The organism is Bacillus sp. ISO11 (assembly GCF_003458115.1).
Taxonomy (GTDB): Bacteria; Bacillota; Bacilli; order Bacillales; family Bacillaceae_G; genus Bacillus_A; species Bacillus_A cereus.
In genome coordinates this window covers 23570-36098 of sequence record NZ_QXCO01000026.1, presented here as the reverse complement: position 1 = coordinate 36098, position 12529 = coordinate 23570, and the positions used below count along the sequence as shown (strand labels likewise).

Genomic DNA, 12529 nt, shown 5'->3' with positions numbered 1-12529 from the left:
TTTTACAAGAAAGGGTGTAGAATGGGTATCTAAAGAAAGAAGGTGTGAAAATGGCCAGCTGGAAACGAAATTTAATGATTTGTTGGCTAGGTTGTTTTACCACTGCAGCCGGTATGAGTTTAGTAATTCCTTTCTTATCTTTTTATATTGAGGAATTAGGAGTAACTGGCACTTCAAGTATTGCACAGTGGTCGGGACTTGCATTTGGTGTAACATTTTTAATGGGTGCGATCGTATCGCCAATATGGGGAAAGCTTGGTGATATACATGGACGGAAACTGATGCTTATTCGTGCTAGCCTCGGTATGGCGATTATTATGACGCTTATGGGGTTTGTAACGGATGTATATCAATTAGTCGCACTAAGATTTTTAATGGGAGCAGTATCTGGTTTCCTTTCAACCGCAATGACATTTATTGCAGCAGAAACTCCGAAAGAACATTCAGGTTGGGCAATTTCTACAATTTCAACTGGTGGCGTGAGCGGTTCTTTACTTGGTCCATTACTTGGTGGATATTTGTCTGAGTTAATTGGAATGCGTCATGTCTTTCTTGTTACAGGAGCTTTTTTATTCCTTTCCTTTCTCATCGTTTTTTTCTTCTTGCATGAAGAAAATCACTCTGCTCAAGCAAAAAAAACACAGCCGAAAAAAGTATGGACGATGGTCCCAGCGAAGCATTTAATTATTAGTTTATTTGTAACAACATTTATTATTCAACTTGCTAATATGTCAGTTCAACCAATTGTTACATTGTACGTGAAAAATTTAGTAGGTCCTCATACTGCACATATTGAAACAATTGCGGGAGCAGTTATGTCAGCAACAGGATTAGCCGTTATTTTGGCAGCACCAAGACTAGGAAGATTATCAGATCATATCGGTCCTCAAAAAACGTTAGTTGTAGCGTTATTTGCTGCAGGAATTATTTTTATCCCGCAAGCATTTGTAACCTCAGCTTGGCAACTATTAATTCTTCGATTTTTATTAGGTATCGCACAAGCAGGATTATTACCTTCCGTACAAACTCTACTAAAACAACATACACCAACCCATGTTACGGGACGGATATTTGGATATAATCAATCATTTCAGTTTTTAGGAAATATGATTGGTCCAGTGCTCGGGGGGCAAATTGCAGCACATGCAGGCTTCCAATATGTTTTCCTCTCTACATCATCACTATTATTTATTGCGTGTATCTGGGTTTATTTTCATAATAAGAACGAAGAGGTATCAGAGAAACAACATTTGGAAGTTAGTTAACTTAGTGAATAAAAAAAGGGTGAAGCAATGATTGCTTCATCCTTTTCTTTAAAATTTAAGACATAGATAGCTTAATGTACCAAGCTCATAACTACGGTGAATGACTTCACCGCTATTTTCACCACTTCCCATAGCGATAAATAAAGGAACAAAATGTTCTGCTCTTGGTACTGCTAATTGTGCATGAGGAGCATTTTTCTCCCAATTAAACAATACATCTTTATCGTTATGCTGCATATGTTTAATAATCCAATCATCAAATTCAATTGCCCATTTTTCAGGTGTAGTTTGATTCCATTTCAAAGCTCGTAAGTTATGGACGGTAACACCACTCCCGATTACTAAAATATCTTCTTGTCCGAGTCCTTTAAGTGCTTCTCCAATTTCAAATTGTTCTTTTGCAGAAAGGAATGGATTGACTGATATTTGCACGACAGGAATATTTGCTTCTGGATACATGCGGTGCAGGAGTGTCCATGAACCGTGATCTAAACCTCTCGTCATATTATGATGGACTGAAATACCTTTGTTCTTAAATTTTGTTTCTAACATAGATGCAATGCTAGAAGAGCCTTTCGCACGATATTTGATTTCGTATAACTCAGGGGGAAAACCTCCAAAATCATAAATTGTTTCATACTCGTTATCTGATGAGGAAATCGTTAATACTTCACTTTCCCAGTGAGCAGTGAAAATAACAATTGCTTTCGGTTTATATGTTTCTCCAAGTGTTTTTAAAAATCGTGTATAGTCTGTATCTTGAATAGCGAGCATAGGCGAACCATGTGCTAAAAATAATGATGGCATCATAATAGTAGAAACCTCCTAAAAATTATATAGTTACTTTATGTAAGTAACTATATAATTTTATTTTCGGTTCGTCAACATAATAGTTATTGAGCTAATTGGAAAAGTGAGTCATTTGTCATAATGAAGGCAATTGCATATAATACATAGTAAGAAAAATGAATCGATATTCATTTTTAAAGATACATAATAGAGTTGGGAGCTGACGAAATGAACGTACAGGAAAGTTTCGTTACGGCATTGGATGGATCAGAATTTTATTTACGCAAGTGGTTGCCAGAAGGTAAACCGAAAGGGATTATTCAAATTGCACATGGTATGACAGAACATGCAGGTGTTTATACAGACTTTATTGCTGCGTTATTAGAAGCAGGGTATGGTGTTTATGCACATGATCATAAAGGTCATGGGAAAACAGTGAAAAGAGAAGAAGATTATGGTCATTTTAAACCAAATGTAGGTTGGAATGAGGCTGTGTCTGATGTTATTTTTGTATCAGAAACGGTAAGAAAAGAGCAGACATGCCCGTTATTTTTACTTGGCCATAGTATGGGTTCTTTTTTATCAAGACGTGCTGTGCAACTTAGAGGCGAATTATATGATGGATTTCTGATTTCAGGAACAGGTGGAAATCCAGGGCTTTTAGGAGCTATTGGTCATAAAGTAGCAACAATCGAAATGAAATTGCGCGGGGCAAAAACGAAAAGTCCAATGCTAAACTTTTTATCTTTCGGAAACTTCAATTCGAACTTTAAGCCAAATCGTACAAAATTTGATTGGTTATCTTCAGATAATAATCAAGTTGATAAATATATTGCGGATCCGTTATGTGGTTTCATTTGTACGACAAGTTTTTACCGAGAATTATTTTCTGGTGTATTAGAAGTAAATAAACTAGAAGAATACAAGAAGACGCCAAAGAATCTTCCAATACATATATTTTCTGGTGATCGTGATCCTGTTGGCGATATGGGGAAAGGTGTAAAAGAAGTATATGAAAACTATAAAAAATGTGGTGTGAAAGACGTGACACTACGTTTATATGAAAATGGTAGACATGAAATGTTTCATGAAGTAAATAAGGATGAAGTATTTAAAGATTTAATTTCTTGGTTAGATGCGCATAATAAATGAGAAAGATAATCCCAAACTGTTTGTAGTTTGGGATTATTTATTTTACAGAAATACGGGCAATAAATTCTTAAATTCACTTTACTTAATAAAAAATAAATCTTATTCTATAGTCGTTAAAAAATAAAGAAATATTGTATGAGAGGAAACCTCACTTTTCTGAAGTGAGGCTTTTTGTAGTAACGAAGTAATAGTGAATAAAACTAATTTTAAAAGTAACTTAAAATCAAACTTTTTATAAAGCAACAGATGCTCGTTCATAATAGTAGTATAATAGTGAATGAGGTGTTAATAGAATGGAAGATAGAACATTAGGTTTATTACTAGATGTTGTTGGTGAATTATTTTCAGATGAAATTTCAATTGCTGTTTCGAATACGAAAGAATATATTTACTATCGGCCAAGTAAACGAATTGATTTAAAGATTAGCGCTGGGGATTCTATAAAGGAAGGAACGATTGCTCATAAAGCGATGGTGATGAATCAAAAAACATCTGAGTTTATGAATCGGGATGTTTTTGGTATTCCTTATCATGGAATGGCTGTACCATTTTCAAACAATGGAAAGCTTGAAGGGTGCGTAACGGCAATTTATCCAGCTTTAACGGATGGAAAGTCAGTCGTTACTTTAAAAACAACAGATGGCTGGATTCCGGTTCCTTTTTCAAAGGTTATGTATTTAGAGGCTAAAGATAAAAAGACGTACGTGAATTCAGAAGAGTTATCAGGAACACATAAATACTCTCTGCAAGAATTCGAATACTTGCTTCCTAAAGATTCATTTATTAGATGTCACCGTTCATTTATTGTAAATGTTAATCATATTAAAGCGATTTATCCTGATACCCATTCTACTTTTGTACTTTCGATGGATAATGGTGAGAGAGTACCAGTTAGTCAATCATACGCTAGTTATTTCCGTAAGCTTCTAGGATTCTAAATTTTTCTGCTTTAGAACCTAAATTTGCTGTTCTGTCTGAATTTTCGGCATTGTATACTAAAATCCCTATTTTGATAGTGTAAATGTGTAAAATAATTATGAATATTCAATGAGAGAGGGATTACATATGGAGAATAATTTAGATAGAATCAGAGATCAACGTCTAAAAGATCGGGTAGTTACACCTGAAGAAGCAGCTTCCTGGATTCAAAGTGGAATGACTTTAGGCTTAAGTGGGTTTACACGTGCAGGTGATGTAAAAGCAGTCCCATTTGCGCTTGTAAACCGAGTTAAGAATGATGAATCTTTTAAAGTAAATGTTTATACTGGGGCTTCTTTAGGCTCGGATGTAGACAAATTATTTGCTGAGGCAGGAATTTTAGGGAAAAGATTACCTTTCCAAGCTGACGCGACGATGCGAAAAGGAATTAATAACGGAGACTTTTTATTTGTGGATCAACACTTATCTCATACAGCAGAGTTACTCCGCGCTGACGTTCTGGATATAGATTTCGCTATTTTGGAAGCGGTTGCGATTACAGAGGACGGAATGATTATTCCAACCACTTCAATTGGAAATTCCTTAGCGTTTTCCTTAAATGCTAAGTCTATTATTATTGAAATGAATATGGCTCAATCCACGCAATTAGAGGGACTACATGATCTATATGAACCAGGTAAACAAGGGGAGAGGCTTCCAATTCCGCTTGTGAAAACAGATGACCGAATTGGAACAATCGGTATTCCAATTGATCCTGAAAAAGTAAAGGGAATTGTGTTTACGAATCAATTGGATTCGCCATCGACAATTGTTCCTCCGGATGAAGAAACGGTCATTATGGCACAGCATTTAATAGAATTCCTTCGAGAAGAAGTTAAAATAGGGCGATTAACAAATCGTTTAGCGCCGTTACAATCAGGAATTGGTTCAGTTGCTAACGCAGTATTGCATGGAATGTTAGATTCAGAATTTGAAGATTTAGAAGTGTATTCTGAAGTTTTACAAGATGCAGTTTTTGATCTTATGGATGCTGGAAAAGTCAATTTTGCTTCTTGTTGTTCTATCACGCTTTCTGAAGAGAAAATGCAACAAGTATTTTCTAACTTTGAAAAATATCGTGACAAATTAATGATGCGTCCGCAAGAGATTTCCAATCATCCTGAAATCATTCGTCGCCTTGGATTAATCTCAATTAATACTGCATTAGAATTAGATATATACGGAAATGTTAACTCTACTCACGTTTTAGGTACAAAAATGATGAATGGAATTGGTGGGTCTGGTGATTTTGCAAGAAATGCACGCCTAGCTATCTTTGTTACTAAATCGATTGCGAAAGGTGGTAACATTTCAAGTATTGTTCCTTTCGTTTCTCATGTAGACCATACTGAACATGATGTAGATGTTATTGTTACTGAACAGGGGTATGCCGACTTAAGGGGACTTGCGCCAAGAGAAAGAGTGGAACTTATTATTGAGAATTGCGCACATCCAATGTATCGTGATCAACTACGTGCTTATTACGAAGAAGCAAAAACAAGAGGTGGACAAACTCCTCATATTTTAGAAAAAGCTTTTTCTTGGCATACGAATTATGCTAAAAATGGAACAATGCTTGAAGCGGTAGTAGAAACTGTATAGGTTTGTATCGTACGAAATAGTAAAACGAATGAGTGAGTTTGAAGATTAAATTTTAGAAAAAGAGAACACCAACTTTTAGGGATGGTGTTCTTTTTCTTTAAAAAAATTGTACTGGTTATAATAAAGATTTATAAAAATAACCTCTAATTTATGAAAAAAAAGGTTTTTTGAAGTGCTTTCCGAATCAATTTAGTAGTTTACATATCGAAGGTGAGGAGAAAGAATCATGAAGATAAGAGAAGCGTTATTAAGTGAAGCAAATGAATTAAGTGAATTCGCACTACAATCAAAAGCAACGTGGGATTATAGTGAAGAATTCATACTTGCTTGTAAGGAAGATTTAACAATTACAGAAGAATACATAAAAAATAATTTTGTATATGTTTTAGAAAACGATAATGCGAAGATTGGTTTTTTCTCATTTTTACGTAATGATAAAGCTCTCGATTTCTTGTACATTCATCCTGATTACAAAGGAAAAGGTTACGGGAAAATACTTTGGGAGTACGTAATAGAAAAAGCCAATGAACTAGGATTAAAAAGTTTTACGATTGATAGTGATCCGAATGCAAAAGGATATTACTTGAAAATGGGGGCACAGTTAATAGGAGAGACACCATCAACTGTCTTTAAGGGTCGTGTACTGCCTCTTTTGAAATATGATGTGTAAAACTATTAATAGTAGGGGAAGATTAGAATGGATGATGTAAAGGAAAAAAGAATATATGAAGCACTAATAAAATCGTGGTCGATTGAAACGAGTTCAAAGTGGACAATTGAAAACCCAGCAAAGGGACAGTGTGGTGTAACGGCTCTAGTCGTTCAAGACATATATGGAGGAGAAATTAAAAAGACAAAAGTAAGAGAGGTATGGCACTTTTATAACTTTATAGATGGGCAGAGATTTGATTTTACAGAGACTCAATTCAATGGGAAATTGAATTATATGGATGTGGAATCAAATCGGAAAGAAGCATTTGCAGATACAAATGAAAAACAATATAGCATTTTGAAGGAAAAAGTAACGAAAGAATTCAAATTATCTTTTGACTCTTAATCTTTAATAAGTTACTATAATGGTGGTAACTTATTAAAGGGAACTTCATAGAGTTGAAAGGGGAAATACTTTTGAAAACAACTTATGTAAACGCTACAATTGTAACGATGAATGAACAAAACGAAGTGATAGAAAATGGATATATCATTGTAGAAAATGATCAAATTATAGATGTAAAGAGCGGAGAATTCGCTAATGATTTTGAAGTAGATGAAGTAATTGATATGAAAGGAAAGTGGGTTTTACCAGGGCTTGTAAATACACATACACACGTTGTAATGAGTCTCCTAAGAGGTATTGGCGATGATATGTTATTACAGCCGTGGCTTGAGACGAGAATTTGGCCACTGGAAAGTCAATTTACTCCCCAAATTGCGGTCGCTAGTACGGAATTAGGATTACTTGAGATGGTGAAAAGTGGTACAACATCATTCTCTGACATGTTTAATCCAATTGGAGTAGATCAAGACGCAATTATGGAAACGGTATCAAGGAGCGGGATGCGAGCTGCTGTTTCAAGGACTTTATTTAGCTTCGGAACGAAAGACGATGAAAAGAAAGCGATTGAAGAAGCTGAGAAATATGTGAAGCGTTACTATAACGAAAGTGGCATGTTAACTACGATGGTTGCACCACATAGTCCATATACATGTAGTACAGAATTGTTAGAAGAGTGCGCACGGATTGCAGTAGAGAATCAAACGATGGTTCATATCCATCTTTCTGAAACAGAGCGTGAAGTACGTGATATTGAAGCACAATATGGAAAACGTCCAGTAGAATATGCAGCGAGCTGCGGATTGTTTAAACGCCCAACAGTTATTGCACACGGTGTAGTATTAAATGAAGATGAGCGTGCATTTTTAGCAGAACATGACGTTCGAGTAGCTCATAATCCGAATAGTAATTTAAAACTAGGTTCTGGTATAGCGAATGTAAAAGCGATGCTAGAAGCAGGAATAAAAGTAGGAATTGCAACAGATAGTGTTGCATCTAACAATAATTTAGATATGTTTGAAGAAATGCGCATAGCGACTTTACTACAAAAAGGTATTCACCAAGATGCAACAGCTTTACCAGTTGAAACAGCTCTTACACTTGCGACAAAAGGAGCTGCTGAAGTAATCGGGATGAAACAAACAGGATCACTTGAGATTGGAAAATGTGCTGATTTCATTACAATTGATCCGTCTAATAAGCCTCATTTACAACCAGCGGATGAAGTGTTATCACACCTTGTATATGCTGCTAGTGGAAAAGATATAAGCGATGTAATTATTAACGGAAAACGTGTCGTTTGGAATGGCGAATGTAAAACGTTAGATGAAGAGCGTATTATATTTGAAGCAAGTCGTTATAAACGAGGTTTGCAAAGATAACTAATTATGTGGCAGTTGAAAAAGCTATCCTTTTAAAAGGATAGCTTTTTTCTTGAACGAATAAATATTCAAAAGAATGTCGCATCTTTCTGTTCATATTTCTGCTATAATATATAACGCTTTATAATATTTTATACTTAAGGAGAACAACTCATGAAGCGAAAAAAGAGCCATTTAATGGTAATGGCACTTGTTACATCTTTATTATTAACAGCTTGTAATAATAAAGCGAATAAAAGTGATACAGAGGTTAAAAAACAAGTGTTAAATGTAACAGTATCAGAAGAAATTCCTTCTCTGGACACTGCGAAAACGATGGATGGTACATCAGCACACGTTATGCAAAACATATTTGAAGGGTTATATGTATTAAATGATCAAGATCAGCCTACTCCAGCAGTAGCAAAATCGTTTAAAAGAAGTGAAGATGGTAAGAAATATACATTTAACTTGCGTAAAGATGCAAAATGGTCAAATGGAGATAATGTAACAGCAAATGATTTTATATTTGCATGGAAACGTGCAATTAACCCTGAAACGGCATCTCAATATGCATACATGCTCTTTTATGTGAAAAATGCGAAAGAGATTAATAAGGGAACAATGCCTCTTGATGCACTTGGGGTTAAAGCAATAAATAATTATACGTTAGAAGTTGAACTGGAACAGCCAGTTCCGTATTTTTTACAGTTGTTAGCACTACCTATATACTTACCACAGCATGAATCATTTTTGAAAGAACAAGGAAACAATTATGCATTGGAACCTAGTAATCTCATATATAATGGGCCATTTGTATTAGAAAAATGGAAGCATGAACAAGAGTTTCAATTAAAGAAGAATGCTGCATATTGGGATCGAAAGAAAGTGAAATTAGACGAAATAAACTTTCATATCGTAAAGGATACAATGACAGCTGTAAATTTATATGAAGCCGGAGATTTGGATCGAGTACCTATTAATTCGCAAATTGTAGACAAGTATAGAGGGAATAAGGAATTACATATGTCGAGTGATCCTGGAATTGCCATGCTTCGTTTTAATGAAAAAAATACCGCGTTAGCAAATAAAAAAGTGCGTCAATCTATTTCATTAGCGTTAAATAAAGATGATTTTGTTGCTCACTTTATTAATAACGGAGCAAAACCTGCAAGCGGGCTTGTACCAGTTGGTCATGTAAATGAAGTGACCGGTAAAGATTTTAGAAAAGAAAACGGAGATCTTTCTTCATATGATTTGCAAAATGCGCAAAAGATTTGGAAAGAAGCGAAAAAAGAGCTTGAAGTAGAGCAAGTAAACCTCGAGTTTTTAACGTTTGAACAAGATAATGCAAAACGGATGGCAGAATATATAAAAGGTGATTTAGAAAAGAATTTGCAAGGAATCGCGATACAAATTAAACAACAGCCATTTAAGCAAAAATTACAGTTAGAACAAACAGGTGATTACGATATAACTATGGCAAATTGGGGACCTGACTATAAAGACCCAATTAGTTATTTAGAGTTATTTACGACAGGGAATCCGAATAATAAAATGAATTATTCTAATGTTCATTACGATGAATTAATAAAGAAAGCGAAAACGGATTTTGTACTAGATACGGAAAACCGATGGGAAGCGTTGCGAGAAGCCGAGCAGGTATTATTAGAAGATGCTGCGGTAGCGCCGCTTTATCATATTGGCTCAGCATATGTACAAAAGGATTATGTAAAAGGAATTGAAAAGCATCAATTTGGTGGTATTTATACTTATAAGAATGCTTATATTGCTAATGAATAAATACAAAAAACCTTACTTTTTAAAAGTAAGGTTTTTTACACATGAATTCTATTAAACCGATTTTAATAAAGCGTAAAAATTCGTATCATATGGGACATCATCTTGATACATATAATTTTTTAGAACGCCTTCTTTTTCAAAGCCTAATTTTAATAGTACTTTATTGGAAGCTTCATTTTCAAGAAATACAATTGCTCCAATCCGCTTTAAATGAATCGTATGGAAACCGTATGATATAACCTCAGAAACAGCTTCAGTCGCATATCCTTTTCCCCAGTGTTCAGGCAAAAAGGCATAACTTATATTGGCTCGTTTATGCTCAGAAGACCAATCGTGAAAACCAATGGTACCAATGAGTTCTTTCGTGTCTTTTAATTCGATTCCCCATTTTATACCGCTTCTTGCATTGTAACTCAACTTAAAGTTATGAATGATTTGTTTCACTTGATCAACATCTTGTAACGGTTTTTGGCCATAATAGCGCAGTACATTAGTATTAGAAAAGCATTGTAGTATACGCGGTGCATCTTCTTCGGTAAGTTCTCTTAAAATGAGTCGGTCTGTTTTCAATATAGGAAACATGCTTTCACTCCATTTCTTTTGAAACTAGAATGTGTTGTTATTATATAATCTAGTCTGAAAATAAAGATTATTCAAGAGGGGAGTATGGTTTTAATTTATGATAAAATTGATTGTGGAATATATTTCAAAAAGAGGTTTGTATATGGAGAAAAATTCAATTTTAATTGTAGATGATGATCAAGATATTGTTCAATTTATAAAAGTGAATCTAATGCAAGAAGGTTTTAAAGTTTTTAGTGCTCATAACGGAGAAGAGGCTTTAGAAATAATAAATAATAACAGTATTCAACTTGCTATTTTGGATATTATGATGCCACAAATGGATGGGATAGAATTGTGTAGAAGGATTAGAGAGAAACATAGTTTACCAATTATGTTTTTAAGCGCGAAATCATCGGATGTCGATAAGGTAATTGGATTTAGTACTGGGGCAGATGATTATATTGTGAAGCCGTTCAGTACAATTGAATTTATCGCAAGAGTGAAAGCTCAATTAAGAAGGTATACATATTTCAACCAAAATGCTGTCCAAGTAATGGAAAAGAAAATAAATATTAGAGGTTTAGAAATAGATGAAGTGTCGAGAACTGTAATGTTATATGGAGAAACAATGAATCTTACGAAAACTGAATATGATATTTTACACTTAATGGCAGCCGCAAGGAATCGTGTGTTTACAATTGAAGAAATATATGAGAGCGTTTGGAACGAAAGAGCCTATGAAAGTAATAATACAGTAATGGTTCATATTGCAAGATTGAGAAATAAAATTGAAGAGAATCCAAAAGAACCGAAGTTTATACAAAATGTTTGGGGAGTCGGATATAAAATTGAAGATTAGATCTTTACAGGGTATTAGGGCGAAATTTTTTTTAGCTTTCATATGTAGCATCTTGTTAGCGACTGTAAGTATAATAGTGCTTCAAATTTTAGTTGGAAATATATATAGTCATGTTAATGCGTTAGAGGAAAAATATTCATTTTTATACTTTATAGTTTTTTTGATTTTTACTACGACATACTTTGCATGTATGACAAAAACAATGATGAAAAGATTGTCTGAAATTAATAAGAACGTGAAGGAAATAAGTAATGGTAATTTTGAAGTACATATACCTATTTCAAAAAATGACGAGATTGGTGAATTAGCGACGAATGTAAATAGAATGGCCAAAAGTTTAAAAGAGTCTATCGAGAATGAAAAAAAATCACAGGAAATGAAAAATGAAATGATTAGTAATATTTCTCATGATTTACGAACGCCAGTAACATCTTTAATCGGTTATGCGGACCTGTTAGGAAATAAACTCCATTCGAATGGAGAAGAATGTGAACAGTATGTAAGTATATTAAAGCGAAAAAGTTATGAATTAAAACATCAAGTAGATGATTTATTAGAATACTGTCAAATAAATTATAGAGAGATTGAATTACATAAAGATGAAGTAGATATGAAAGCATTAATTGAACAAATCATGATTGGCTTTGTACCACAATTAGATGATGCTAATATGAGCTTTTATATTAAAAGTGATGAAGTGCTGTATGTAGAAGTTGATGTGGCACTTATAGTGAGACTATTTGAAAATATAATAGGTAATAGTATTATGTATGGAAAAGATGGAAAGGAAATTGCAATTGGAATTTCCAATAAAACAATGAATGTTGAAGTAGAAATTAAAAATTTTGGACAATGTATTCCGGAAGAGGACCTTCCTTACGTTTTTGAGAAATTTTATCGTAGTGAAAAATCACGTAGTTCTTATACTGGTGGGAAAGGAATGGGGCTTGCAATTTCAAAAAGTATAGCCGAGCTCCATCAAGGGGATCTAACTGTACGTAGTAACGATAAAGAAACAGTTTTCACTGTGAAATTACCGCAGTATAAAAAAGTAAGAAAGTCGTAAGTATTTCTTTTATATGTCGTAATTTTTACTTTGTAT

The 12529-nt window shown here is 34.1% G+C and carries 12 protein-coding genes; 10 read left to right on the top strand and 2 right to left on the bottom strand.

Annotation, left to right across the window (positions count from 1 at the left end; all coding sequences use genetic code 11):
• Positions 1-50: 50 nt before the first annotated feature.
• Complete coding sequence (locus D1166_RS22935) at positions 51-1265, top strand: multidrug efflux MFS transporter (protein ID WP_000179301.1); 1215 nt, start codon at positions 51-53, stop codon at positions 1263-1265.
• Between the two features lie 48 nt (positions 1266-1313).
• Here D1166_RS22935 and D1166_RS22930 read toward each other — a convergent pair whose 3' ends face one another.
• A complete protein-coding gene (locus tag D1166_RS22930; protein WP_097862121.1) occupies positions 1314-2075 on the bottom strand; it encodes a DODA-type extradiol aromatic ring-opening family dioxygenase in 762 nt (253 codons plus the stop codon).
• Between the two features lie 207 nt (positions 2076-2282).
• On the opposite strand from D1166_RS22930, the gene D1166_RS22925 reads away from it, so the two are divergent.
• The 7 genes from D1166_RS22925 (at position 2283) to D1166_RS22895 (ending at position 10004) form a co-directional block, all read left to right on the top strand.
• Positions 2283-3206, top strand: a complete 924-nt coding sequence (locus D1166_RS22925; protein WP_097862122.1) for an alpha/beta fold hydrolase — start codon at positions 2283-2285, stop codon at positions 3204-3206.
• A gap of 293 nt (positions 3207-3499) precedes the next feature.
• On the top strand, positions 3500-4144 hold the full coding sequence (locus D1166_RS22920) for a LytTR family DNA-binding domain-containing protein (RefSeq protein ID WP_000390208.1): 645 nt from the start codon (positions 3500-3502) through the stop codon (positions 4142-4144).
• 127 nt (positions 4145-4271) lie between these two features.
• The gene (locus tag D1166_RS22915; RefSeq protein WP_000429821.1) at positions 4272-5786 is read left to right on the top strand and encodes an acetyl-CoA hydrolase/transferase family protein; all 1515 of its coding nucleotides are present in this window, start codon (positions 4272-4274) and stop codon (positions 5784-5786) included.
• Between the two features lie 226 nt (positions 5787-6012).
• Positions 6013-6456, top strand: a complete 444-nt coding sequence (locus D1166_RS22910) for a GNAT family N-acetyltransferase (RefSeq protein ID WP_000701894.1) — start codon at positions 6013-6015, stop codon at positions 6454-6456.
• Between the two features lie 27 nt (positions 6457-6483).
• Positions 6484-6843, top strand: a complete 360-nt coding sequence (locus D1166_RS22905; RefSeq protein WP_000342912.1) for a YunG family protein — start codon at positions 6484-6486, stop codon at positions 6841-6843.
• Between the two features lie 53 nt (positions 6844-6896).
• Positions 6897-8222, top strand: coding sequence for a bifunctional S-methyl-5'-thioadenosine deaminase/S-adenosylhomocysteine deaminase (locus D1166_RS22900; protein ID WP_118043437.1), 1326 nt, complete (start codon positions 6897-6899; stop codon positions 8220-8222).
• A 153-nt stretch (positions 8223-8375) separates the two neighbouring features.
• Positions 8376-10004, top strand: coding sequence for a peptide ABC transporter substrate-binding protein (locus tag D1166_RS22895; protein ID WP_000823519.1), 1629 nt, complete (start codon positions 8376-8378; stop codon positions 10002-10004).
• A 51-nt stretch (positions 10005-10055) separates the two neighbouring features.
• Here D1166_RS22895 and D1166_RS22890 read toward each other — a convergent pair whose 3' ends face one another.
• On the bottom strand, positions 10056-10586 hold the full coding sequence (locus D1166_RS22890) for a GNAT family N-acetyltransferase (protein ID WP_000483976.1): 531 nt from the start codon (positions 10584-10586) through the stop codon (positions 10056-10058).
• 142 nt (positions 10587-10728) lie between these two features.
• Between D1166_RS22890 and D1166_RS22885 the strand changes: the two genes are divergently transcribed.
• Both D1166_RS22885 and D1166_RS22880 read left to right on the top strand, forming a co-directional pair.
• The gene (locus D1166_RS22885) at positions 10729-11427 is read left to right on the top strand and encodes a response regulator transcription factor (RefSeq protein ID WP_000414526.1); all 699 of its coding nucleotides are present in this window, start codon (positions 10729-10731) and stop codon (positions 11425-11427) included.
• Entirely contained in the window at positions 11393-12493 is a 1101-nt protein-coding gene (locus D1166_RS22880) for a HAMP domain-containing sensor histidine kinase (RefSeq protein ID WP_114160070.1), read from the top strand. Before D1166_RS22885 ends, D1166_RS22880 begins: the two co-directional genes overlap by 35 nt.
• Positions 12494-12529: the final 36 nt, after the last annotated feature.

Coding starts and splice junctions, on each gene's coding strand:
- D1166_RS22935 (WP_000179301.1), top strand. CDS start 51: ATGGCCAGCTGGAAACGAAATTTAATGATTTGTTGGCTAGGTTGTTTT.
- D1166_RS22905 (WP_000342912.1), top strand. CDS start 6,484: ATGGATGATGTAAAGGAAAAAAGAATATATGAAGCACTAATAAAATCG.
- D1166_RS22890 (WP_000483976.1), bottom strand. CDS start 10,586: ATGTTTCCTATATTGAAAACAGACCGACTCATTTTAAGAGAACTTACC.
- D1166_RS22925 (WP_097862122.1), top strand. CDS start 2,283: ATGAACGTACAGGAAAGTTTCGTTACGGCATTGGATGGATCAGAATTT.
- D1166_RS22920 (WP_000390208.1), top strand. CDS start 3,500: ATGGAAGATAGAACATTAGGTTTATTACTAGATGTTGTTGGTGAATTA.
- D1166_RS22880 (WP_114160070.1), top strand. CDS start 11,393: ATGTTTGGGGAGTCGGATATAAAATTGAAGATTAGATCTTTACAGGGT.
- D1166_RS22915 (WP_000429821.1), top strand. CDS start 4,272: ATGGAGAATAATTTAGATAGAATCAGAGATCAACGTCTAAAAGATCGG.
- D1166_RS22895 (WP_000823519.1), top strand. CDS start 8,376: ATGAAGCGAAAAAAGAGCCATTTAATGGTAATGGCACTTGTTACATCT.
- D1166_RS22885 (WP_000414526.1), top strand. CDS start 10,729: ATGGAGAAAAATTCAATTTTAATTGTAGATGATGATCAAGATATTGTT.
- D1166_RS22910 (WP_000701894.1), top strand. CDS start 6,013: ATGAAGATAAGAGAAGCGTTATTAAGTGAAGCAAATGAATTAAGTGAA.
- D1166_RS22930 (WP_097862121.1), bottom strand. CDS start 2,075: ATGATGCCATCATTATTTTTAGCACATGGTTCGCCTATGCTCGCTATT.